Source organism: Streptomyces spinoverrucosus, from assembly GCF_015712165.1.
Lineage (GTDB): Bacteria > Actinomycetota > Actinomycetes > Streptomycetales > Streptomycetaceae > Streptomyces > Streptomyces spinoverrucosus_A.
Genome location: NZ_JADPZX010000001.1, coordinates 4,767,948 through 4,791,523 on the forward strand (window position 1 = coordinate 4,767,948; position 23,576 = coordinate 4,791,523).

Consider the following 23,576-nt stretch of genomic DNA (forward strand, 5'->3'; position numbering starts at 1 on the left):
GCTCACAGATTCCCCATCGGCTCGATGTCGACCCGCACCGGCGTACCCCACACTCGAAGCACCTCGTAGTCGGTGAACTCGTGCACGAGCCGATACGCCATCGCGGGCCGCGAACCGCGTCGCTGGGCCGCCAGATACAGCTCGGCCTCCCGTCGGTCCCGGCGCGGGGTGCCGCACAACTGCCAGTCCTGCCCGTTCCACAGCTCCGGCAGCCACCGCTGCTGGGGCTGTGGCCGGTCACCGCGCACGCCGTACCGGGAGGGCGCGGACTCGGTGGGCTGGGCGGGCGCGGCCGGCCCGTTGTACTCGGCACGCCGGGCGGCGCGGCGCCGGGTCTCGCACAGCAGACACAGGTCGGGCGCGCTCTCGTCGACGGGACCTGTCGGATGCTCCGCGCAGCGGGTGCTGGGCGCGGCGCTGGTCACGCTCTCCTCCAGCAGATCGAGCGCACGCCGCAGATCGGCCTTGACCTCGTGCAGCCGGGCGTCCGGGGTGTCGGCGGTGAGGGCCTCACCATGCTCGCCGAGCAGCCGAAGGGCGCGTCCCAGGGCGGTGAGCTGGGCGTGGTTCATGATCGGTCGCCGGTCCTTCCTGAGTGCCGAGGGGCCTTGCGATGGTACGGAGCAATGGTGGACGAACGCGATCAGGAGCCCCACGGCGACTCACGCGGCCGTATGCGCCACGAACGCCACCTCCTCGCGGTGGCAGCGTCGGCACGGTGTCGGCGGCACCGGTTGCGGCGGTCCAGCAATTGCCCACCAGGCTCGGCGACGGCGGGCCGTTCGTAATGGCGGCGGGCGGGCCCGTTGAGCGGGCCGACGGGGCTGTGCACGGGGCGGAGCGCCGGACCCCGCCCCGTACGTTTCTCAGCCGGGCGTCACCGGTCAGCGTTTCTTGTACGCCGCGGTGACCTCGACCTCGACCAGCCAGCCCGCGACGGGCAGCGAGGCGACCTCCACCGACACACGGGCCGGGCGGGCCTTGTTGGCGAGCAGCGGAGCCTTGGCGGGTGAGGTACCCATGGGTACCGGCACGACCTCGCGCGTCTTCAGATCGATGTTGGCGAAGTACTGCCGGTACGCGCGGTTCCAGCCCGCGTAGTCGGCGGTCTCCGCGCCCGGCGGGTTGGCCAGATACGCCTTCATGGTGATGACGTCGGCGGGGGTGAGCCCCGCGGCCTCCAGGTTGGTCCTGATGTTGCGCAGTACGACGAGGGCCTGCGCCTCGGTGATCGTGACGCCGGTGGCGCCCTCGGTGAGGGACGGGTCGGTGTAGCGCTCCGGGGTTCCGTCCGGCGCCGAGGGGTTGAGCGCGGAGGGTCCGAGACCGCTGGCCTGGTAGACGGCCACCTCCCCGCCCGTCGCCACGCCGTTCGCGATGGCCGGGTTGGACTGGCCTTCGGGCAGCATGACGCGTACGTCCCTCGGGCCGGGCTGCCACCACCCGCGGGCGTCGGCGAGTGCGGTGCCGCCCGTGAGGAGCGCGGCGGTCAGGGCCGTACCGATGACAGTCTTCGTACGCCGGTTCATACGGACATCACCCTCTCGTGGATGTCGGTCACGACCTTGCGGGCCGAGGTGAACGCGCCGTGCTGCCAGGCGATGACGTGGCTGAGCCAGTCCCCGGCGAAGTACACGTGTCCGGCCGGCTGGTTGAGGAGCTTGTACTCAGGGCCGTTCTGCGAGGTCCAGCCCACCCAGCCGCCCTCGATGTACGGGGTGCGGTGCCAGGCCACGCTGAAGGAGTGGGCGAGTTCCGTGCGGTACTTCTCGCCGTGGATCTTCACACCGCGGCTCACCGCCCGTGCGAGGCGCTCCTTGTGCGGAAGTGCGCTGTAGGCGAGGGCGTTCGCGCCGAAGTTGTAGTAGCCGATGAGGGTGCCGCGGCGGCCGTGGTAGCCGTACGACGGGTACCAGATGGTGGCCAGGTCCGTGTCGGTGGGCGTGATCCCGCCGTAGATGTGCTCGTCGGTCTCCCACCAGCGGCTGCGGTACTCCAGGCCGATCTTGCCGACGGGTGTGGCGACCGGGTACTTGAGCGCGGCGGTGATGTCGGCGCCGAGGTTGTGCTTGATGCGGGCCATGACCATGGGCGGCAGGGCGGCGACGACGAAGTCGGCGTGCCGGGTGCGGGTACGGCCCCGGGTGTCCTTGTAGGTGACCTCGGCGCCGTCCGGCAGGTTCCTGACCTCCAGCACCTCCGCGCCGTACGTGATCCGGTCCCGGCCGATCGCCTCGGCCAGGGCGTACGGGATGGCGTCCATGCCGCCCACCGGCTGGAACATGAGCATGGCCTGGTCGTAGCCGAGTTCGAAGGAGAAGCGCTGTCCGACGCCGCTCGCGATGACGTCGGACAGCGAGGGCACCGGCCCCAGCACCGTGCCCTCCTCGAAGGCGGCGCCCGGCTCGACGGAGTAGCCGCGCCGGTCGGTGCCGGTGTAGGCGTAGCCGTCCGCCTTGCCCTTGATGGCGCCGAAGTTCTGCAGGAAGGCGATCAGCCGTTCCTTGTCGGCGGCGGTGAGCTCCGCGTCCAGGGCGCCCTGGTCGGTGGCCTTGGCGAGGAGTTCGGAGACGTATCCGTAGACGTCGGCCTTCGCGGTGCGCCAGCGGATCGGCTGCCCGGCGAGGGCGGCGCTGTTCTCGTGGTAGATGTACGCGTTGGCGTTCTGGTTGGTGAACACCTCGAGGGGGACGCCGAGTTCTCGGCAGTACTCGAGCGTGACGTGCGACTGGGGCAGCCGGGCGGGCCCGGCGTTCATGTACTGGCCCTTGGAAAAGGACGCGGTCTGTTCGCGGCCGTCCAGGTCGGTCAGCGAAGTGCCGCCGCGGACCGTCCAGTTACGGCCCCCTGGGCGGTCCTTCGCTTCCAGTATCCGGCAGTCGTAGCCTGCCTTGCCGAGTTCGTAGGCGGTGGCCAGGCCGGCTATGCCGCCACCGAGCACCAGGACCTTCTTGGCACTGCGCCCGCTGAGCGCGAAGTCGCTCTCGCGCGGTGCCCGGTACTCCGAGGCCCGTACGTCCGGCACCGGCGCGAGCCCCAGCGCGCCCATCGCCGAGTAGAGCACTCCCGCGCCGCCCGCGACGCCGACGTTGCGCAGGAAGTCACGCCGTGATGCCGTGGATCTCTCCGCAGCCATCCACTCCTCCTCACCCGCGCCCGCGGTCCGACGGGACGGCCTGGACGCGATGTCCGATCAACCCGGTCACGTGGGGGGTGAGTTGCTGCTGAGACCGGAGGTGCTGCAGGAGCCTCCGACAGGGGAGTTACGACGCCATGCCAGTGACGTATCCGTGGCATGAGAATGTCAGCCAGACCCCGGCCGGTGTCCGCGGTGAGGCGACGGCGACGACGAACGTCCCGGAGTACGCGCTGGACCCGGCCGACGTCGCCAGGCGGGCAGCGCCACGGCGCGGTAGTCGTCGTCGGGCATGGGACGTCGGCCTTTCCGGTCGGGAAGCTGTGGGTCGGGTTCGGGTTCACCGTGCGATCCGCGTCAGTTCGGCCGGGGACAGCGCGACCTGGGGCCAGTGGCGGAGGTCGCGTTGCATCTGGCGGTCGTGCGTGGCTACGACGACGGCGGCACCGGTCGCCCGGAGCGCGTCGGTGAGTTCGTCGACCAGCGCGATGGACAGGTGGTTGGTGGGCTCGTCCAGCAGCAGGACGTGTGGGCGGGCGGCGAGGGCGCAGGCCAGGTCGAGGCGGCGTTGCTGGCCCATGGACAGCTCGGCCACGGCCTTGTTGGCGTCACGCCAGGTGAGCAGGCCCAGCGCCGTCAGCCCCACGGTCTCGCTCTCCTTCAGGACCCCGGCGGTGACCAGGCTCGCGATGTGCGTGTTGTAGACGTCTCGCGCCCGCCGGTTCGTGCCCTCGGGCGACTCCTGCCCCAGCAGGCGTACCCGCGCCTTGCGTGCCCGGCGGACCTCGCCCGTGGCCGGGTCGAGCCGCCCGGCCAGCACGGCCAGCAGCGTGGACTTGCCCGCGCCGTTCGGTCCGGTGACCGTCAGTTTGTCCCCGGACTTCAGGGACAGGGTGGTCGGCCGGCGCAGCCGCGCCGCGACGGTCACCTCCTCGGCGTGCAGCAGCACGGCGCCGGGCCGGGCGGGCAGCTCCGGCATGGAGAAGCGCATCGGAGGTACGGGCGCGGTGACTTTGTGCCGTTCCAGGTCTTCCTGACGGCGGTGGACGGAGCGGGCCAGGGCGCCGGCACGGGTGGCGCGCTGGTGCTTGCCGGTGCCCTTGTCCGGGCGCCAGCCGGTGATCAGGCGGTTCTGTGCCTCGGACAGTGCCTGTTGGAGGCGGACGTGTTCGGCCTGCTGCTGCTCGTACTGGGCCTCCCATTGGCTCCGCTCGGCCTCGCGTCCCTCCCGGTAGCCGGCGTAGCCGCCGCCGTAGACGCGCGGGGTGCCGTCGTGGGTGGGATCGAGGTCGAGCAGGGTCGTGGCCACGTCCGACAGCAGTGCCCGGTCGTGGCTGACCACGACGACGCCGCCCGCGTGGGCCCGCAGCCTGGCGGTGAGGTATTCGAGGCCCGCGAGGTCGAGGTGGTTGGTCGGCTCGTCGAGGAGCAGGAAGTCGTACTCGGCCCCCAACAGGCAGGCGAGGCGCACCCGGTATCGCTGGCCCACCGACAACGTGGCGAGCGGGCGGGTGCGGTCACTGACCGCGCCGAGCCCTTCCAGGGCGACGTCGACCCGGCGATCGGCGTCCCAGGCCTCCAGCGCCTGCGCCGTTTCGAGGGCGTCGGCGTACTCCTGCTCGGCGCCGGGCCGCTCCTCGGCGAGGGCCGCCGCGGCGGCGTCCAGGCGCTTCAGCGCCGCGCGGGCGTCCCCGAGGTGCTCGTCGATGACGTCGCCGACGGTGCGCCGGTCCGCCGTCGGCATCTCCTGCTCGGCCAGGGCGAGCGTTCCGACGCGGTGCACTGTGCCCTCGTCCGGGGCCAGGGTGCCGGCCAGGACGTGCAGCAGGGTCGACTTGCCGCGGCCGTTCTCGCCGACGATGCCCCAGCGGGAGCGCGGCGAGACGTTCATCTCGACGCCGGACAGGACGGTGCGGCCACCGCGGTCGACGCGGATACCGGCGCAGGTCAGCTGGGCCCGTTCGCGGGCAGGCAGAGTGGTGGCGGTCATGCTTTCTTCCTCCATGAAGAAGGCACACTTCACCCCAGTCCGGAAGAAACCCGAAGAAAGCCGGAAGAGGCCCAGAAAGGGACATTCCGGAAGGGGGAAGGGGAGAGCGGCCTTCGGTCTGACGAACAGCCACCCGGCTCACGGGGCGGCCTCGGACAACGCCACGGCTCCCGCTGCCTCGACCACGAGGGGAGGAGCGGGGCCGGTGGGGCCCGTCAGACGAACAGGAAGATGCAGTAAACGCCGTGTCTCACGTTTCCACGGTAACAGCCCATCGCGCGGACCAACGAGGGCCGCCCGCCCTCAGGCGCGGAGCGCGGCGTCGACCCCCTCGCGAGGGCGGGTGTCGGCCCGCAGCCCCACCACATACGTCGTCAGGAACCCGACCACATACCCCGTGACCAACCCACCCGCATAGACCGCCAGCGCCATCCCCATCCCCCCGCTCCCCGCCAGCAGCGGAAACAGTGCCCACCCCGACGGGCCGATCGCCGTCGCGCCCACCGTGTCGCCGAGCATCGCGAACACGCCGACGAAGGCGCCGCCCGCCGCGCCGCCCACGCAGGCGGTGAGGAACGGGCGGCCGAGGGGGAGGGAGACGCCGTAGATCAACGGCTCTCCCACCCCCAGCAGCCCGGCGGGGAGCGCGGACCTGATGGTCGTACGGATGGAGGTGTCGTGGCGCAGCCGGACGTACACCGCGACCGCCGCGCCCACCTGGCCCGCGCCCGCCATGGCGAGGATGGGCAGCAGGACGGTGTGGCCCTGTTGTTCGATGAGGGTGGCGTGGATGGGGATCAGGGCCTGGTGCAGGCCGAGCATGACGAGGGGGAGGAACAGGCCGCCCAGGATCAGGCCGGCGAGGGCTCCGGTCGTGGTGAGGAGCCAGTTCGCGGCGGTGCCGATCGCCGTCGAGAGAGCCCCGGCCGCGTACATGAGGCCGTACAGGGTCGCCAGGCCGGCCAGCAGGACCGTCAGGGTCGGGGTGAGGAGGACGTCCAGGGTCTGCGGGATCCGGCCGCGGCACCACTTCTCGATGTACGTCCCCAGCAGGGCCGCCGCCAGCGCGCCCAGCACCCCGCCCTGGCCGGGGGACAGGGCCACACCGAACGCCGTCACCTTCGCCACCCCCGGGTAGACGACGATCGCCGCGACCGCGCCGCCGAGGATCGGTGTGCCGCCGAACTCCTTCGCCGTGTTGTGCCCGACGAACACCGCGATCAGGGCCATGAAGGCGGAGGCGATGGCGCTGAGGGCGGGCGTCACGCCGGGTAGCCAACGGGCGTTGACCAGCAGGCCGTTGACGCCCGCGAGGGCCCCGCAGCCGATCAGGGCGGGGATGAGCGGAACGAAGATGTTCGCCACGCGCCGCAGCGCCAGCTTCACCGGGGTCGCGTTGCGCCGCCGCCGGTCCTCCCGCAACGCCTCCCCTCGGCGGGCAAGTTGTTCCGCCGCCGACCGGCCCAGCGGTGTCTCGGCGGGGTTCGGCTGTTGTTCCGCCGTCGATCGATCCCGCAGCGCCCTGCCCGGCTCCGCCTGTTGTTCCGCCGCCGACCGGCCCAGCGGTGTCTCGGCGGGCTCCGCCTGTTGTTCCGCCGCCGACCGGCCCAGCAGCGCCCTGCCCGGCTCCGGCTGTTGTTCCGCCGCCGACCGGCCCAGCGGTGTCTCGGCGGGGTCCGGCTGTTGTTCTGCCGCCGACCGGCCCAGCAGCGCCCTGCCCGGCTCCGGCTGTTGTTCCGCCGTCGATCGGCCCAGCGGTGTCTCGGCGGGGTCCTGCTGTTGTTCTGCCGTCGATCGATCCCGCAGCGCCTTGCCGGGGTCCGCCTGTTGCTTGGCCGTCGACCGGCCCGGCAGTGTTTCGCCGGGCGCGGCTCGTTGCGCCTCCGTCCACCGCTCCCGCAGCGTCTCGAACTCCGCCGTCACCCGCGCCACCGCCCCCGGCCCGAGCACGATCTGGTACGAGTCGCCGTCCACGACCACCCCCAGCACGCCCGGCACCCTCCGCAGCGCCTCCTCCGCCACCCGGGCCGGGTCGGCCAGGGCCAGGCGGAGGCGGGTCATGCAGTGGGCGACGGAGGTGACGTTCGCGGGGCCGCCGACACTCGACAGGATCGCGGCGGCGACTTCGGCAGGGTCAGTGCGCATGACCCGAGGGTGCGGGTCAGCGGGCCGCCGCCCCGAGCGCCGCGCGCAGATGGCCGCCGGACTCCTCCAGAAGGCGGGCGGCCGTCCCGCCGTCCACCCCGCCGACGATCGTCAGGATGGCCGCCTTGACCTCGCCGTCGGTGGCGACGAGGGCCCGCTCGATCTCCTCGTCCGACGCGCCCGTGGCCAGGGCGACGATACGGCGGGACCGGGCGCGCAGCTTCTCGTTCGAGGCGCGTACGTCGACCATGAGGTTGCCGTACGTCTTGCCCAGCCGGATCATCGTGATCGTCGAGAGCATGTTGAGGACCAGCTTCTGGGCCGTGCCGGCCTTCAGGCGGGTGGAGCCGGTGAGCAGTTCGGGGCCGACGACGATCTCGATGCCGTGGTCGGCGGCGGCCGCGAGGGCGCTGTGCGCGTTGCAGGCCAGGCCGACGGTCAGGGCGCCGCGCGCGCGGGCGTGCTCGACGGCGGCGACGGCGTACGGGGTGCGGCCGGAGGCGGAGACGCCGACCACCGTGTCGTCGGGGGTCAGCTTCAGCGCGTCCAGGTCCCGCCGGGCCAGGTCACCGGAGTCCTCGGCGCCCTCGACCGAGGTGACCATGGCCTCGGGGCCGCCGGCGATCAGGCCGACGACGCGGGTCGGGTCGGTGTTGAAGGTGGGCGGGCACTCGGAGGCGTCCAGCACACCGAGGCGGCCCGCGGTACCGGCACCGGCGTAGACGAGGCGGCCGCCGTGGGCCATACGGGCGGCGATGTCGTCGATCGCCGCGGCGATCTGCGGCAGCCGCTCGGCCACGGCGGCGGGCACGAGGGCGTCCTCGCCGTTCATCAGCCGCGCGATCTCCAGGGTGGGCAGCCGGTCGATCTCCGACAGCTCCGGGCGGAACGCCTCGGTGGTCAGAGACTCCAGCTGGGCTTGCACTGCACGGGGGTCTGACATGGAGGTCATGAGAAGTGGCTCTCTTCAGTACGGGTTCAGGTCACGCCGAACAGAGGCGCGGGGCTGTGTCAATGTGCGGCTTCGCCGCGTGGGCGCGACCAGCCACAGACGGCATGCAGACAAACCACGGCATCAAGCCCAACGGCCTACCGGGGCCCACCCCGATGCCGATGAGCCAACGCCTCGTACGACGCGGACAGCGCCGGCGCCGCCGTCTCGTACGTCCGCTGCGCCACCCCTACGAACAGGCAGTCCACCACCAGCAACTGACTGGTCCGGGACGACATCGCCGCGGGCCGCAGCTCACTCTCCCGTGCCGTGGACGTCGTCAGTACGTGGTCGGCGTACTGCGCGACGGGTCCGTCCGGACGGCCGGTGATCGCCACCGTCGTGGCCCCGTGTTCGAAGGCGACCCGCAGCGGTTCGATGACGTCCACCGTCGACCCGGAGTGCGTGATCGCGATGGCGACATCCCCCGCCCGCAGTTGCACGGCATTGGTGACGGCCAGGTGGGGATCGCTGTGCGCGTGGGCTATGAGGCCTATGCGCAGCAGCTTCTGCGTCAGGTCCTGCGCGACCAGTCCGGACGCGCCGATGCCGTACACGTCGGTGCGGCGGGCGGCGGCGAGCGCGGTGACCGCCGCGCCGAGTTGCGCGGTGTCCAGTCCGGCCGCCGTGTCGGCGAGGGTCTGCTGTTCGTCGTAGGCGAGTTTGGCGACGACGTCGGCGATCGGGTCGTCGACCGCGATGTCGGTCGTTATGGCGGGGGCGCGCCCGGACTGCTGCTGGGCGGCCAGGCCGGCGAGGGCGAGACGCAGGTCGCGGTAGCCGGGGTAGCCCAGCAGGCGGGCGGTGCGCACGACGGTCGCCTCGCTGGTGCCGGTGAGCTCGGCGAGGCCGGTGACCGTGAGGGCCGCGCAGCTGGCCGGGTCACTCGCCACCGCCTCGGCGACGCGCTGCATGGAGCGGGTCATGGACGGGGCGAGCGTGCGCACCTTGGCGGCGAGGGCGGCGGGCGCGGGGGGAGTCGAGCGGGATCCCCCGCCGCTGCCGAAAGTTTCCTTCACGTCACGGGTCACCGTTGAAAGATATTTTCGGCTCGGCGTTGTGGTCAAGAGTGCGCACAATAGGGTCATGGACCCCATCAGCCCCCTGGAGCAGGCGTTGCACGCTGCCCGCGCCCTGGTGCTCGCCGACCTCGTCGCGGGCCAGGTCGCCGAGGCGGACGTCGTCTCGCTGGTCGAGGAGTCCGTCGTTCAGCGGCGCTGGTGGGTGGAACAGTGGCCGGACGGCGTGGAGTACGTCGCCGGGCTGGTCGCCCAGGACGTACAGGACGCCCTGCTGGAGCGCTACGGCCGCTGGCCCCTGTGCCCCGTCTGCGGCTCCGGCGACCCGCACGCCCTGGACGTCGAACCGGAACTCGGACCCGACCCGCACTGGGTGTGCGCCAAGGCCGGCGTGAAGGTCGCGGCGGTCGGCTCCCTGGGGTCGTGTTCGGGCGGGCCGCCGCCGTCGTGACCGTCTACATCGACCCGCCGACCTGGCCCGGCCACGGACGTATGTGGTCGCACCTCGTCAGCGATGTCTCGTACGACGAACTCCACAAGTTCGCCGAGGAGTTGGGCGTCCCCCGGCGCGCCTTCGAGCGCGACCACTACGACATCCCGTCCCATCGTTACGCCGACGCGGTCGCCGCCGGCGCGGTGGAGGTCAGCAGCCGGGAAGTGGTGCGGCTGTTGCAGGAGGCGGGGTTGCGCAGGCCGAAGGGGCGGTAGGTCCCCGCGCCTGCGGCGAGCGGTCAGGACAGCAGATCCAGCTCCGAGGTGATGTTGTAGCGGGCCGTCGCCTCCCAGTGCTCGGCGCCGTACGGGGTGCGGAACAGGTGGGGCAGGGCGAGCAGGTCGCGCAGGACGGCGGAACGGCCCGCGCGGAAGGCGTCGGACGGGACGAAGCCGTACTCCTCGCGGACGGCGGCCGTGTAGGCGGCGTACGCCGACGGCGGCGAGGCGAGGATCGCGAGGTCGGCGTCGCACAGGACCTGGCCGTTGCGGTCGTCGTCGGCCGGGGCGTGGCCGGCGGTGAGCCGGACCAGTCGGGCGACCTCGGCGGTCTTCGCGGCGGACACACCGGCCTCGGGGAGCGCGCGTTCGGCGAGCCGGGCCGAGCGTTCCTCGTTCTCGGAGCGGTCGGGGAGGTAGACCGCGTCGTGGAACCAGGCGGCGAGGCGGACGAGATCGGCGTCGTCGGCGTACTTCTCCAGCACGTCGATGTGGTCGAGGACCGCGGTCAGGTGGGTCGCCGTGTGGTAGTGGCGCTGCGGCTCCTGCCAGCGGGCGAGCAGGTTGTCGGCGTACGGCGCCGGATCGGGGCCGCCCTCGGGAGCACGGGCGGCTTCCAGCGTGCGCACGAAGCGGGCGCGGAGGGTGTTGGGGTCGGGCATGTCCCCAATTCTGGCCCTAGCTTGGACGCATGACTTCTGCTGACGTGCACGGCGAGGTACGGGACCCGGAGCTGCCGGGGCGGTTGCTGGTGGTGGAGCGGGATCAGCTGATCCCCTGGTTGCGAGGGCGGACCGACGGGGACTTCGCGACGCCGACGGACGCGTGTCCGGGGTGGACGGTGCGGGATGTGCTGGCGCACTGTTCGTCCGCGCTCGTGCGGGCGGTCGAGGGGCGTTTCGAGGAGGGCGTGTTCTCGCCCGAGTCGAACGAGCGGGACATCGCCGAGCGCGCCGACTGGACGAACGCGCGGGTCGTCGACGAGCTGGAGCGCGGCATGACCGAGGCGGGCCCGGTGATCGCCGAGGCGGGCGGCGCGCTGGACGGGCTGGCGCTCGGGGAGTGGGTGCATGCGGGGGATGTGCGTGAGGCGCTGGGGGCGCCCGGGGCGTACGCGGGGAAGGGGCTGCCGTACGCGCTCGATCTGCTGGTCCGGATCACGCGCGAGCGGGGGCATGTGCCGCTGCACGCCGACCTCGACGACGCCGACGAGCCGCTGAGGTTCGGGGACACGAACGGGGAACGGACGCCGGGGCGGTACATCGGGGACGCCCCGACGCTCGTACGGCTGTACGCGGGGCGGTCGGTGGACGCGGCGGCGTTCGAGCTGGCGGGGGCGGGGGTGGGGGAGCTGAACATCTTCGGCTGAGCGGTGCCGGTGCGAGTGCCTGTGCCTGTGCGAGTGCCTGTGCCGGTGCCGGTGCGAGTGCCTGTGCCTGTGCGAGTGCCTGTGCCGGTGCTGGCGTCCGTGCCGGTGCTGTGCGTCCGTGCCGGTGTCGGCGTCCCTGCCGGTGGACGCCGTCTCGCGGGCTCGATTCCCGCGGGCGTACCCTGATATTGGACTAGACCTGTAGCCGCTTCGGGGAATGCCCATTCGGGGAGTGCCCAAGGAAAGGGGTGCCATGAGCACGCGTGCAGTCCTGGAGGTGATCGCCCTCGACGCCGAGGACGCGGTCGCCGCCCAGGCCGGAGGCGCGGATCGCCTCGAACTGGTCACCGACATGGCGGCGGACGGGCTGACGCCGTCCGCCGAGACCGTCGCCGCGATCCGGGCCGCCGTCGACATTCCGCTGCGCGTGATGCTGCGGCTGGCGGACGGGTTCGCGGCGGGGGACGTCAGGCGGCTCGTCGAGGTGGCGGGGCGGATGCGGGAGGCCGGGGCCGAGGAGTTCGTGCTCGGGTTCCTCGATGCCGACGGCGGGGTGGACCTGGACGCCGTGGAGCGGGTGGTCGGCGTGCTGGACGGGTGCCGGTGGACGTTCCACCGGGCGATCGACCGGGCGGCGGACCGGGACGCCTTGCGGAAGCAGCTCGACGGGATGCCGGGGTTGGACACGTATTTGACGGCCGGTTCCGCGACCGGCGTCGACGACGGGCTTCCCACGCTGCTCGCGGAGGCGGCGCGGGGCGCGGAGCCGGGGTACGAGCAGCGGGTTCTCGTGGGCGGAGGGCTGCGACTCGACCACGTGCCGGTGCTGCGGGCCGCCGGAATCGACGGCTTCCACATCGGCGGCGCGGCCCGTCCCGGGGGCTGGGCGGGCCCGGTGTCGGCGGCGGCCGTCGGGGAGTGGCGCCGCGCACTCGACGGCCCCTGAGCAGGCGGTGCCTGTCAACGCCGGTCGCACGGCGGGTCGTAGTCCAGTTGCGGGATGTACGTGTCCCAGAGCTCGGGGGTCAGAAGGTTCCCGGTCGCCCGGCACACGTGGTCGACGGCGGTGCGGACGGACAGCGGCAGGATGTGCACGGTGGCCTCGCCGGTGCCGATGAAGAGGAAGCGGCCGTCAGGGGAGAACGTGGCGTCGTTGACGTAATTGGTGACGCCGGTCAGCGGCAGACCGTGCGCCCGTGCGCGGCCCCGCTCGTCGACGTCCCACAGCCGCACCGTCGTGTCGAAGCTGCCGCTGACCAGCGTGCGCCCGTCCGGGCTGAAGGCCAGGGTGTAGACGGTGTCCTTGTGGCCGGTCAGCGGGCGGCCCGCAGGCGTGGGGCGGGTGCGGTCGGCGAGGTTCCACAAGCGGATCGCGGCGTCGTTGCCGGAGGTGGCGAGGGTCCGGCCGTCCGGGCTGAAGACGACCCCGATGGCTCGGCCGCCACTGGCCTGCAGGGGTTCGCCCAGCGGAGCCGGGCGCTCGGGCCGGGCGATGTCCCACAGGCGGACGGCGCCGTCCTGGGCCACGGCGGCGAGCGTGTGGCCGTCCGGGCTGACGGCCACACGCCACACCTCGCCCGCGGCGGCCTTCAACGGTCGTCCCAGGGGCGCGGGCCGGGACGGATCGGACACGTTCCACAGGGCGATGGTGCCGTCCCCGTTGCTCCCTGCCAGGGTGCGCCCGTCCGGGGTGAACCGGACGTCCGTGAAGTTCCCCCGCGAGTTGCGCAGCGGCTTGCCGAGCGGTCGGGGCGTGGCCGGTTCGGTGACGTCCCACAGCCGGACGTCCGTGCCGGCCGCGACGGCCAGACTCCTGCGATCAGGGCTGAAGGCGACGGCGTTGACGTACGGTGTGGCGCCCCGGATCGACGAGCTGACCGGGCGCGCGGCGGCCGGGTCGCGGACGTCCCAGAGCCGGACGGTGTTGTCCTCGGAGCCCGAGGCGAGCAACCGGCCGTCGGGGCTGACGTCGACGGTGTCGACGTAACTGGTGTGTCCGCTCAGGATCGTGCGCGGGATCGTCCACAGCCGCACGGTGTGGTCGGCGCCGGCACTGGCCAGCATGGTGCCCTTCGGGTCGAAGGCCAGTGCCCGCACAGGGCCGGAGTGGCCGTTCAGGGGCTGGGTGAAGGTCTGGACGTTGCCCGGATCGGTCACGTTCTCGAGCCGGATCGTGTGGTCGTCCCCGCCGTAGGCCATGAGGGGGCCGGTACGGGAGAAGGCGACGGTGTTGACGACGTTGTTGCTCTCCCGGGCGGCGCGCGGGACCGGCTTGGCGGGGTTCTTCACGTCCCACAGGTGGGCGGTCTGGTCGCTGCCCGCCGCGGCCAGCGTGCGGCTGTCCGGGCTGAACGCGACGGCCTGCGCGTAGCCCGGGAGACCGGCCCGGAACGCGATGTCGGGCGTCCGCCCGACCGGCGTCGGCTTCCGTCGGTCCGTCACCTCCCACAACCGCACCGACGCATCGCTGCCGCCGCTCGCCAGCAGCTTGCCGTCCGGACTGAAGGCCACGCCGTTCACCTCGTCCGTGGAGGCGGGCAGCGGCTTGGAGAGGGCGCGCGGGCGCGCGGGGTCGGTGACCTCCCACAGGTGGACGTGGCCGTCGCCGCCCGCCACTGCGAGGGCCCGCCCGTCCGGGCTGAAGGCGAGCGTCTTCAGCGCCCCGCTGCCCGCACCGCCGGCGGAGCCCAGGCCCTTCGGGCGACGCGGGTCGCGGACGTCCCACAGGCGTACCGTGCCGTCGTCGCCGGCGACGGCCAGCACCTGTCCCCGAGGGCTGAAGGCGAGCGCCCGTATCGGGCCCCGGGGGCCGCGCAGCGGATCACCCAGCGGTACGGGGCCACCCGCACGCCCGGTCTGCCACAACCGGATCGTGCCGTCGTCGCCCGTGCTGGCCAGCAGGCGTCCGTCCGGGCTGAAGTCCACGGCGTTCACCCGGCCCGTATGACCGGTCAGCACGGAGGCCAGCGGCACGTTCTGGGCACTGAGCAGCCGGGTCTGCGTCGACGCGGCCGGGGACATCCGGTGCGCGACCAGATCCAGCTGGGCGGCCAACGACGTGTCGCTCGCCCGCACCAGGTCGGCCTGCGCCCTGATCTCGCCGAGGATCGCCGCGTTCCGTTCCTGCTGGGCGGTGTCGCGCTGGTGGAAGGCGAGCGCGGCGGAGACCGCGGCGAGGACGGCCAGCGCCGTCAGTCCCGCGATGACGCCCTGACGGATCCGGCGCGCGCGGCGCCGCTGCCGGAGCGAGGCGGCCACGAACGCGGCCACGACCGGATCCGGCTCCCCCGCCCCGCCGTCGCCGGCCGTGCCGCAGACCTCTTCCAGCCGCTGGCCCCGGTACAGCAGCCCCGGGTCGCGACCGGCCTCCTGCCACGCGGTGGCCGCGTCCTCCAGCCGCTGGCGGGCCATGTACTGGACGCGGTGCGCCTCGATCCACTCGCGCAGGCGCGGCCAGGCGCGCAGCAGCACCTCGTGGGTGATGGTGACCGTGTCCCGCTCTCGGGTCAGCAGCCGTCCCCGGGTGAACGTCTCCACCACCTCGGCCGTTTCACGGGAGCGCCCGCAGTGGTCCAGCAGTTCGGCGTACCGCACCGGGCGTCGCGTGTCCTGGGTGCCGTCGCCGAACTTCACCAGGCGCAGGAACACGGACTGCGCCGTCCGCCGCGCCCGTGCATCCAGCCGCTCGAAGCAGCGGTCCGCCTCTGCCGTCACGCTGTGCGCGATGCCGCCGGTGGACTCGTAGCCGTCCACGGTGAGGACGTGGCCCGACCGGCACAGCCAGGTGGCGCGCAGCGCGTGGGCGAGCAGCGGCAGCCGGCCGATCTCGTAGGCGTCGGTTTCGTCCCTGCCGGGGTGTGCCACGTCCGGTTCCCGTGCGCCGAGGTCGCGCAACAGGACCTGCACGAGGCCCGGTTCCACGTCCAGCCCGACCGCGCGGGCCGGGTGGAGGATCGCCTCCCGCACCCCGGACCGGGACAGCGGGCCCACGATCACCTGGTTGCGCTCCACCGCTTCGAGAAGCCCCGGGTGGGCCGCGCAGTGCGTGTAGAAGTCCGAGCGCAGACCGAGGACGACCAGGCCGACGCTCGGTTCGCCGCCGGGGCCCGGCTCCGCCAGGCGCAGCACCGCGTCGAGGAAGTCCCGTCGGGCCCGCTCGTCCGCGCAGAGCGTGAACAGCTCCTCCAACTGGTCCACGACCAGCACCAGACGACGTCCCCTGCCGCCCGCGGCGAGCGCGCGCCGCAGGACGGCTGGCGCCCACACCGGCCCATCCGGCCCATCAGGCCCGTCCGCCCCATCACCCGACGCTCCCGGCCCCGCGCGCACCACCTCCGACAGGCAGGAGCCGAGGGCCGCCATCGGGCGGGCGGTCGGGGTCAGCCACAGCCGGGGCCAGGACGCCGAGCCCGGCAGGGCGCCTCGGGCGATCTCCGGCACGAGCCCCGCTCTGAGCAGCGAGGACTTCCCGGCCCCGGAGGGTGCGACGACGACCAGCGCCCCGCCCATCGCGAGGCAGGCGTCCAGCCGGACCAGCAGCTTGGCCACCAGCGCGTCCCTGCCGAAGAACCACTGCGCCTGTTCCGCGCTGAAGGCGGCCAGCCCGGGATACGGGCACTCCTGGGACCGGGCCGAGGTGAGCACGCGACGGGCCGTGCGCACGCCGTCCTCGTAGTGCAGGTGCAGGTCACGCTCCGAGACGTACAGATCCCGGTGCGCCTGGTAGATCCTGGCCCGGTCCGAGGCGTGCGCCTGCCACCGGACGGTCTCGCCGCGCGAGTCCGGTCCGCCGGCGGGGCTCATGACTCGTGGATGATCTGGTCACGCCCGGCCTGGTAGACCCGGCCGTGTCCGGACGCCTCGGCCCGGAACTCGTGCGATCCGGTGCGGGGGCCGGCCTCGCGGCGCAGCAGCGGGGCGATCTCCTCGTCGACCAGCCGCCGCAGCTCGCCGCTCAGCGCGGGGTCGTCCCGCAGCAGTGCGGTCAGCCGGGACCCCCAGGCCGCCACCAGCCGGGATTCCTCGGTCTCGTCGTTCGTCAGACGGGCGGTCAGCGCGCGTTCCCGGGACTCGGCCAGGGCCGCTTCCACCCGGTTCGCCTGGCGGGGACGTACGTGCCGCCACCAGCCGACGAGGACCGCCCGTACCTGTTGCCATGCGTCGGTGGTCATGGCCCCCACCAAGGCCGTGGCTGCCGACGACGCGAGTTCGTCCATCGTCCTCAACCTCGCTGGTCGTGCCCTGTAACCAACGTACTCAGTGGGTGGCTTTTGGGGTAGTCTGTCGCAATTCGTTGAATCCTGAAGGAAGCGCCCTCAGGTGAGTTGCTGCGGCAGCGGCGCCATGTGGGTGACGATCAGCCCGGACACGGCTCGGGTCAGCACCACGTACAGACGCCGCAGGCCGGTCCCTTCGTCCGGCTCGCCGTCGACCACGGCCCGGGGTTCGTCCAGGACCACGTAGTCGTACTCCAGACCCTTGGCCAGTGAGGCCGGGACCAGGGTCAGACGGGTTTCGTACGACGTCTCCTCGCCGGGGGCCAAGTAGCCGATCCCGGCTGCCGTGAGCGCCTCCGCGAGCGCCGGGACGCGGGCGTCCGCCGCGATCAGGCCCACCGAGCCCTCGTTCGCGAGCGATTCGGCGCAGGCGGCCACCACGTCCGCGTCGCCCGCCACCTGCCGGACCTCGAACGCACCGGGATTCTCACGCACCGACGCCACCGGCGTCAGGCCCGGCGCGATGTGCGGCAGCAGCCGGGAGGCGTACGTGATGACGTCCGTCGGGACGCGGAAACCCGCCGTCAGCTCCTCGATCAGCGCGTCGCCCTTGCCCAGGTGGGCCAGGGCCTCCTGCCAACTGCCCGTCGCCCAGGGCGTGGTGCCCTGCGCCAGGTCGCCGAGGACCGTCGCGGAGCCGGTCGTGCAGCGGCGGCCGACCGCTCGGTACTGCATGGGCGACAGGTCCTGCGCCTCGTCGAGGACGACATGGCCGAGCGACGGCGTGCGGTCGATCAGGTCCCTCGCCTCGTCGATCAGCACCGCGTCCGCCGCCGACCACTTCGCCGACTTCACCGACCGCGCCGGTCTCGCCCACAGGACCGTCTTCTGCTCGTCCTCGCCCAGTACGCCCTCCGCGTGTACGGCGAGAAAGTCCGCGTCGGTCAGCAGCCGCAGCACCAGCTTCGCCGGATCGACGGCCGGCCAGATCGCCTTGACCGCCGCCTTCACGGCACTATTGCGGGCCACCGCGTCCTGCACCCGGTCGTCCGGCGCCTCACCCGACCGTTCCATCTGCACCAGCACGGCATGCGCGATCCGCTGCGGCAGGGCCTCGCGGGCGGCGCCGTACCGGATGCCCCGGTCCAGCAACTCCCGCACGATCTCCTCGACTTCGTACGCCGGCACCCGCCACCGACGCGACCCCCGCACCACGACCACCGGCTCCGTGGGCATGGTCACGTGCGCGTACAGCGCCCGGCGGACGACCTCCGCCATCCTCGCGTCCCCCTTGACGAGGGCGGCCGCCGCGTCGTCCGTGCCCCGCACCTCCACATGCGCCACCAGGTCGTCGACCGTCGCCTGTCGTACCGTCAACTCGCCCAGCGCCGGGAGCACTTGCTCGATGTAGTGCAGGAAGGAGCGGTTCGGGCCGATCACGAGGGTGCCGGTGCGGGCCAGCCGCTCGCGGTGGGCGTAGAGGAGGTACGCCACGCGGTGCAGGCCGACCGCGGTCTTCCCGGTGCCGGGACCGCCCTGCACGCACACCGTGCCGCCCAGCCCGCTGCGCACGATCTCGTCCTGCTCCGGCTGGATCGTGGCGACGATGTCCCGCATCGGGCCCACACGCGGGCGCTCGATCTCCTGCTGGAGCAGCTTGCTGGTCCGCGCCGCCTCGGCCGGGTCGGAGAGGTGCTCGTCCTCGTACGCTGTCAACTCCCCGCCGAGGTAACCGAAACGGCGGCGCAGCGCGATGTCCATCGGGTCCTTCTTGGACGCCCGGTAGAAAGGCTGCGAGACCGGCGCACGCCAGTCGATGACCATCGGGTCGCCGTCCGCGTCGTGCACATGCCGGCGCCCGATGTAGAAGCGTTCACCGTGTGCGCCCTCGGCCTGCTCGACGCCGGGCGCGCGCAGATAGTCGAGGCGGCCGAAGAACAGCGGGGTGTCGCTGAGGTCGGCGAGGGCCTTGATGCGCTCGTCGATCTGGCGTTCCAGGATCTGGGCGTTGACCCAGTTCGCGGTGACGTCGCTGATGTCGAGCGACTCGACGTCCTCCCGCATCGCCCGCAGCGCGGAACGGGACGCGGCGAGGTGGGAACGCTCATGGGCGAGCGGATCGTCGGCGGGCGTGGCCAAGGCGGTGCCTCCGGAGAGCTACGGGTGCGGTGAGGGATGCCCCCGGTTTCCGTCCGGGCGGCGGCACTCCCCGAGGGAGGCGGGCAAGAGCGGAGATTCTAGGTGAGCGGCAGAGGACGGACCAACGAGTTTTTCTCCCCGTACGGCCCCTAGGGGACGAGCCCTCCTCCCTCAGGGCCACGGCTCCCTCTTCAGGGCTACCCAAGGGCTACGCAGGTTCGGCCCCGAGACCGATGCCCCTTCACGGTGCGAAACCCACCATGGACACATGAGTGCAGCGACCTTCCACCCGGCCCCCGCCCCGGCCCACCCCGGCGCCACATCCCTCACCGGCAGCCACCGTCACCGCCTCGGCGAAGCCCTGCGTGCCGTGAGGGTGTTCGCGGGCGCCGCGTTCGATGTGATCGTCCTCGGCGAGTACGGCGAGGAGGCGGGCGTCCGCCGCAAGTGAGCGTCTAGTGTCACGGCGTGACGAGACGACAACGCTCGGCAGCTTCCGCCACACTCCTCGCCGTCTCCGTCGCGGCCTTCGCCGCCCTGTGCGTCGTACAACGCCCACCCATGGCCGACGCCCTGGTGTACCGGGCCGAGGGCGCGGCCGTCCTGCACGGCCATGACCTCTACGGCTTCACCGTCACCAGATGGCGGCTCCCCGCCACCTATCCTCCCTTCGCCGCGCTCCTCTTCACCCCCGCCGCCTGGATCCCCGTAGCGGCCCTGAAGGCCGGTTTCCTCGCGGCCAACACCCTGCTCACCGCCTGCCTGGTCCACCTCTCCGCCCGACTCGCCGGCCGCCCCCTGAGCCTCCCCGCCCTCTGCGCCGCCACCGCCCTCGCCCTGTGGCTGGAGCCGGTCTTCCAGACGCTCCTCTACGGCCAGATCAACCTCGCCCTCGCCTGCCTGGTCCTGTGGGACCTCACCCGCCCGCCCGGCGCCCCGGGCAAGGGCGTGGCCATCGGCATCGCGGCCGGCATCAAGCTCACGCCGGCCGTCTTCATCGCGTATCTGCTCCTGCGCGGCCGCTACCGGCAGGCCGCCACCGCGACGACCGCCTTCGCGGTGACCGTCGCCCTCGGCGCGCTGGCCCTCCCCGCCGCCAGCGCGGACTTCTGGCTGCGCCGCCTGTACGAGACCGACCGGGTGGGCAAGCCCTGGATCGTCGACAACCAGTCGCTCCAGGGGCTGGTCGCCCGCACCCTGGGCGACCAGGCGCCGGGCCTCGCCTGGGTGGTGCCCGCCGCCCTGATCGCGGCCACCGCCCTGTGGCTGATCCACCGCACGCCGGACGACCGCCACGCCCTGCTGCTGACGGCCGTCACCGCGCTGCTGATCTCGCCGATCAGCTGGTCCCACCACTGGATCTGGTGCGTCCCCCTCATCGCGGTACTCCTGGAGGACGGCCGTACCCACCTGGCGCTCGCCGTGACGTTCCTCTTCACGGCCCGCACCATGTGGCTCGTCCCCCACCAGGGCGACCTCGACCTCCAACTCCCCTGGTGGCAGCAGCCGCTGGCCTCGCCCTACCCCCTGCTGGGCCTGGCGGCGTTCACCTCGGCGGCGCTGAGACGTCAGCTCCCGGCCAGCAGCTCGTCCGCGTCCACGATCCGGTACGCGTACCCCTGCTCGGCCAGGAACCGCTGGCGGTGGGCCGCGAAGTCCTGGTCGATCGTGTCGCGGGCGACGACCGAGTAGAAGTGGGCCTGGTGGCCGTCGGCCTTCGGCCGCAGCACCCGTCCGAGGCGCTGGGCCTCCTCCTGCCGCGACCCGAAGGTCCCGGACACCTGGATGGCGACGGTCGCCTCCGGCAGGTCGATGGAGAAGTTGGCGACCTTGGAGACCACGAGGACGCTGATCTGGCCCTCCCGGAAGGCGTCGAAGAGCTTCTCGCGCTGGGCGTTGGACGTCTCGCCCTTGATCACCGGCGCGTCGAGATGCTCCCCCAGCTCGTCGAGCTGGTCGATGTACTGCCCGATGACGAGGATCTGCTGCCCGGCGAACCGCCGGACGATCGCCTCCGTCACCTTCCGCTTGGTGTCGGTCGTGGAGCAGAAGCGGTACTTCTCCTCCTGCTCGGCCGTCGCGTACGCCAGCCGCTCCGCGTCCGTCAGATTGACCCGGACCTCCACACAGTCGGCGGGCGCGATGTACCCCTGTGCCTCGATCTCCTTCCACGGCGCGTCGAACCGCTTGGGTCCGATGAGCGAGAAGACGTCCGACTCACGCCCGTCCTCCCGCACCAGTGTCGCCGTCAGACCCAGCCGCCGCCGCGCCTGGAGATCCGCCGTGAACTTGAAGACCGGCGCGGGCAGCAGATGAACCTCGTCGTAGACGATGAGCCCCCAGTCCCGGGAGTCGAACAGCTCCAGATGCGGATAGACACCCTTCCGCTTCGTCGTCAGCACCTGGTAGGTCGCGATGGTGACCGGACGGATCTCCTTCCTCGTCCCGCTGTACTCACCGATCTCGTCCTCGGTCAGCGAGGTCCGCTTCACCAGCTCGTGCTTCCACTGCCGGGCGGAGACGGTGTTGGTGACGAGGATCAGCGTCGTGGACTTCGCCTGCGCCATGGACCCGGCACCGACCAGCGTCTTACCGGCACCACAGGGCAGGACCACGACGCCGCTCCCGCCGTGCCAGAAGTTCTCCACGGCCTGCTTCTGGTACGGCCTGAGCGCCCAGCCGTCCTCGTTCAGCTCGATCGGGTGCGCCTCGCCGTCGACGTACCCGGCGAGGTCCTCGGCCGGCCAGCCCAGCTTCAGCAGCACCTGCTTGATCTGCCCGCGCTCGGACGGATGCACCGCGACGGTGTCCGGGTCGATCCGGGCGCCGACGAGCGGCGCGATCCGCTTCGACCGCAGCACCTCCTCCAGCACCGGACGGTCGGTGGTCGTCAGCACCAGCCCGTGCGCGGGATGCTTGCTCAGCGTCAGCCGCCCGTACCGGTCCATCGTGTCGGCGATGTCCACGAGCAGCGCGTGCGGCACGGGGTAGCGGCTGTACTGCACCAGCGCGTCCACCACCTGCTCCGCGTCATGCCCCGCGGCGCGCGCGTTCCACAGCCCGAGCGGCGTCACCCGGTAGGTGTGAATGTGCTCCGGCGCCCGCTCCAGCTCCGCGAACGGCGCGATCGCCCGACGGCAGTCGTCGGCACGCTCGTGGTCGACTTCCAGGAGCAGGGTCTTGTCGGACTGGACGATGAGTGGACCGTTCACGTACGTACATTCCTTCCGCGCGGGCCAAACGTCCAGTGTGCCTGATCGTTTCTCGACGAGGGCCCGGGCGGAAGGCGATATCCGTCCCGTCGTACAGGATGTGTATTCATCCGCCCGGGTGGTGTGGTTTCACCTGGACGGCGGCGGGTGCGAACAATGCAGAGCGTGCAGGCCATCACTCGTGCCCCGTCCCCGCCGACCACCACCCTCGGATACGCGCTGTTCGCCACGCGCTGGCTGCAGGCGCCGCTGTACTTCGGCCTCGTGGCAGCCCAGGGGGTGTACGTCTACAAGTTCTTCAACGAGCTGTGGGCGTTAATCCTCAGGTGTGTCACCGGGCAGGCGACAGAGACCTACGTCATGCTCGCCGTGCTCAAACTCGTCGACGTCGTCATGATCGCCAATCTGCTGATCATGGTGATCGTCGGCGGCTACGAGACCTTCGTCTCCCGCATCGGCCTCCAGGGCCACCGTGACCAGCCGGAATGGCTCTCGCACGTGAACTCCAACGTGCTGAAGGTGAAGCTGGCCACCGCCATCGTCGGCATCTCGTCCGTCCATCTGCTGCAGATGTTCGTGGATGTGCACCACACGCCCCGGCACTCCCTGCTGTGGGGCACGGTGATCCACATGGCGTTCATCCTGTCGGCGGCGATCCTGGCGTACATGTCGGGGCCGATGGCGGCACAGGCCGAGCGGGCTCATCAGTCGTCCCACCAGTCCCACGAGTCCCACCAGTCCCCGCAGCACGCCGCCGAGGACGGTCCGCCCGAGAAGGCCGTGATCCCCGCCCAGCGGGAGGAGGCGCCGAGCGCCGAGGCGCGGCTGCGGGCCGCCGGGTTCCCCGACCGCAAGCTGATGGAGGACTTCGACGCCGAGCACCTGCGGTCCTTCGACCGGGAGGCCGTGGCACGGCTCGGCAAGCTGGACTTCGTCGTCGCCCGCCGCAACGTCGTGTTCGTGGGGCCGCCCGGCACCGGCAAGACGCACCTCGCCATCGGGCTCGGGGTGCGCGCCTGCCAGGCCGGTCACCGGGTGCTGTTCGCGACCGCGGGCGACTGGGCGGCGCGGCTGGCGAAGGCGCAGGCCGACGGCCGGCTCGGCGAGGAGCTGCGCCGCCTCGACACCTACCCGCTGCTGATCGTCGACGAGGTCGGCTACCTGCCCTTCGACGCCGACACCTCGCAGCTCTTCTTCCGGCTGGTCGCGCACCGCTACGAGCGCGGCTCGCTGATCGTGACCGGGGACCGCCCACTGGAGCGGTGGGACGAGGTGTTCGGCGGCCCCGCCGCCCCGGCGATGGTGGACCGGCTGGCCCACCACGCCGAGATCGTCCGCCTGGAAGGGGACAGCTACCGGATGCGCCGCCCTACTTCAGATTGGGCAGGGTGAGGTTGTTGACCAGCGGCTGGGCGAAGATGTGGCCGTCGACGTTGACGAGGGGCTCGCCTGCGGCCCCCGCGATCGGGAGCGGCAGCGGCGCGGCCGGTGCCGCCGAGGCCTCGGGCGCGAGCGCGGCGACGAGGGCGGCGGCGGTCACCACCGCCGCGGCGGAGACGGCGACGGCGGAGTGGACGCGCAGGGGGAGCTTGGAGCGCATGGGGACGTAAGGGCCTTTCGGGGGTTTCGTCGGGGCGGGCCGGACCCG

General features: G+C 72.3%; 19 protein-coding genes and 2 pseudogenes. 7 read left to right on the forward strand and 14 right to left on the reverse strand.

The annotated features are described in order from the left end of the window. Positions 1 to 2: 2 nt before the first annotated feature. The 8 genes and pseudogenes from I2W78_RS21675 to I2W78_RS21710 form a co-directional block, all read right to left on the reverse strand. Positions 3 to 572 carry a hypothetical protein gene (locus tag I2W78_RS21675; protein ID WP_196461929.1) on the reverse strand — a complete coding sequence of 190 codons (570 nt, stop codon included), beginning with the start codon at positions 570 to 572 and terminating at the stop codon, positions 3 to 5. A gap of 312 nt (positions 573 to 884) precedes the next feature. Then, positions 885 to 1,529: a Rid family hydrolase gene (locus I2W78_RS21680; RefSeq protein ID WP_196461930.1), complete on the reverse strand. Its 645-nt coding sequence runs from the start codon at positions 1,527 to 1,529 to the stop codon at positions 885 to 887. After that, positions 1,526 to 3,136, reverse strand: coding sequence for a flavin monoamine oxidase family protein (locus I2W78_RS21685; RefSeq protein ID WP_196461931.1), 1,611 nt, complete (start codon positions 3,134 to 3,136; stop codon positions 1,526 to 1,528). The genes I2W78_RS21680 and I2W78_RS21685 overlap by 4 nt, the downstream gene beginning before the upstream one ends. 340 nt (positions 3,137 to 3,476) lie before the next feature. Further along, positions 3,477 to 5,126 carry an ABC-F family ATP-binding cassette domain-containing protein gene (locus I2W78_RS21690; protein WP_196461932.1) on the reverse strand — a complete coding sequence of 550 codons (1,650 nt, stop codon included), beginning with the start codon at positions 5,124 to 5,126 and terminating at the stop codon, positions 3,477 to 3,479. Between the two features lie 303 nt (positions 5,127 to 5,429). Further along, positions 5,430 to 6,932: a PTS transporter subunit EIIC gene (locus tag I2W78_RS40630; protein ID WP_445330156.1), complete on the reverse strand. Its 1,503-nt coding sequence runs from the start codon at positions 6,930 to 6,932 to the stop codon at positions 5,430 to 5,432. A 258-nt stretch (positions 6,933 to 7,190) separates the two neighbouring features. Further along, positions 7,191 to 7,271: pseudogene (locus tag I2W78_RS41860) on the reverse strand (hypothetical protein); the annotation flags it as partial. A 16-nt stretch (positions 7,272 to 7,287) separates the two neighbouring features. Beyond that, positions 7,288 to 8,223, reverse strand: coding sequence for an N-acetylmuramic acid 6-phosphate etherase (gene murQ / locus I2W78_RS21705; RefSeq protein WP_196461933.1), 936 nt, complete (start codon positions 8,221 to 8,223; stop codon positions 7,288 to 7,290). A 137-nt stretch (positions 8,224 to 8,360) separates the two neighbouring features. Next, positions 8,361 to 9,293 carry a MurR/RpiR family transcriptional regulator gene (locus I2W78_RS21710; RefSeq protein WP_196461934.1) on the reverse strand — a complete coding sequence of 311 codons (933 nt, stop codon included), beginning with the start codon at positions 9,291 to 9,293 and terminating at the stop codon, positions 8,361 to 8,363. A 55-nt stretch (positions 9,294 to 9,348) separates the two neighbouring features. Between I2W78_RS21710 and I2W78_RS21715 the strand changes: the two genes are divergently transcribed. Both I2W78_RS21715 and I2W78_RS21720 read left to right on the forward strand, forming a co-directional pair. Continuing rightward, complete coding sequence (locus tag I2W78_RS21715; protein WP_196461935.1) at positions 9,349 to 9,732, forward strand: hypothetical protein; 384 nt, start codon at positions 9,349 to 9,351, stop codon at positions 9,730 to 9,732. Further along, positions 9,729 to 9,989, forward strand: a complete 261-nt coding sequence (locus I2W78_RS21720) for a DUF4031 domain-containing protein (protein WP_196464666.1) — start codon at positions 9,729 to 9,731, stop codon at positions 9,987 to 9,989. The genes I2W78_RS21715 and I2W78_RS21720 overlap by 4 nt, the downstream gene beginning before the upstream one ends. 23 nt (positions 9,990 to 10,012) lie before the next feature. Here I2W78_RS21720 and I2W78_RS21725 read toward each other — a convergent pair whose 3' ends face one another. Next, entirely contained in the window at positions 10,013 to 10,654 is a 642-nt protein-coding gene (locus tag I2W78_RS21725) for an HD domain-containing protein (protein WP_196461936.1), read from the reverse strand. Positions 10,655 to 10,683: 29 nt separating this feature from the next. Here I2W78_RS21725 and I2W78_RS21730 point away from each other — a divergent pair, with 29 nt between their 5' ends. Further along, positions 10,684 to 11,361, forward strand: a complete 678-nt coding sequence (locus I2W78_RS21730) for a maleylpyruvate isomerase family mycothiol-dependent enzyme (protein ID WP_196461937.1) — start codon at positions 10,684 to 10,686, stop codon at positions 11,359 to 11,361. 253 nt (positions 11,362 to 11,614) lie between these two features. Then, positions 11,615 to 12,307 (forward strand): copper homeostasis protein CutC, encoded by a 693-nt coding sequence (locus I2W78_RS21735; RefSeq protein ID WP_196461938.1) that lies wholly within the window; start codon positions 11,615 to 11,617, stop codon positions 12,305 to 12,307. A 14-nt stretch (positions 12,308 to 12,321) separates the two neighbouring features. On the opposite strand, the gene I2W78_RS21740 is transcribed toward I2W78_RS21735, so the two are convergent. From I2W78_RS21740 to I2W78_RS21750, 3 genes are all read right to left on the reverse strand, one after another. After that, positions 12,322 to 16,164: a WD40 repeat domain-containing protein gene (locus I2W78_RS21740; protein WP_196461939.1), complete on the reverse strand. Its 3,843-nt coding sequence runs from the start codon at positions 16,162 to 16,164 to the stop codon at positions 12,322 to 12,324. Continuing rightward, entirely contained in the window at positions 16,161 to 16,532 is a 372-nt protein-coding gene (locus I2W78_RS21745) for a hypothetical protein (protein WP_230885541.1), read from the reverse strand. Before I2W78_RS21745 ends, I2W78_RS21740 begins: the two co-directional genes overlap by 4 nt. Before the next feature lie 144 nt (positions 16,533 to 16,676). Then, entirely contained in the window at positions 16,677 to 18,716 is a 2,040-nt protein-coding gene (locus tag I2W78_RS21750; protein ID WP_196461941.1) for a HelD family protein, read from the reverse strand. A 268-nt stretch (positions 18,717 to 18,984) separates the two neighbouring features. Between I2W78_RS21750 and I2W78_RS21755 the strand changes: the two genes are divergently transcribed. Together I2W78_RS21755 and I2W78_RS21760 are read left to right on the forward strand one after the other, a co-directional pair. Then, entirely contained in the window at positions 18,985 to 19,167 is a 183-nt protein-coding gene (locus tag I2W78_RS21755; RefSeq protein WP_196461942.1) for a hypothetical protein, read from the forward strand. A gap of 110 nt (positions 19,168 to 19,277) precedes the next feature. Beyond that, positions 19,278 to 19,994 (forward strand): annotated as a pseudogene (locus I2W78_RS21760) (glycosyltransferase 87 family protein); the annotation flags it as partial. Positions 19,995 to 20,284: 290 nt separating this feature from the next. On the opposite strand, the gene I2W78_RS21765 reads toward I2W78_RS21760, so the two are convergent. Beyond that, the gene (locus I2W78_RS21765) at positions 20,285 to 21,928 is read right to left on the reverse strand and encodes a DNA repair helicase XPB (protein WP_196461943.1); all 1,644 of its coding nucleotides are present in this window, start codon (positions 21,926 to 21,928) and stop codon (positions 20,285 to 20,287) included. Positions 21,929 to 22,084: 156 nt separating this feature from the next. On the opposite strand from I2W78_RS21765, the gene istB reads away from it, so the two are divergent. Further along, positions 22,085 to 23,320: an IS21-like element helper ATPase IstB gene (istB, locus tag I2W78_RS21770; protein WP_196461944.1), complete on the forward strand. Its 1,236-nt coding sequence runs from the start codon at positions 22,085 to 22,087 to the stop codon at positions 23,318 to 23,320. Here the strand turns inward: istB and I2W78_RS21775 are convergent. Further along, positions 23,298 to 23,528, reverse strand: a complete 231-nt coding sequence (locus tag I2W78_RS21775; protein ID WP_196461945.1) for a hypothetical protein — start codon at positions 23,526 to 23,528, stop codon at positions 23,298 to 23,300. The two genes, istB and I2W78_RS21775, sit on opposite strands and share 23 nt — an antisense overlap. Positions 23,529 to 23,576 lie beyond the last annotated feature (48 nt).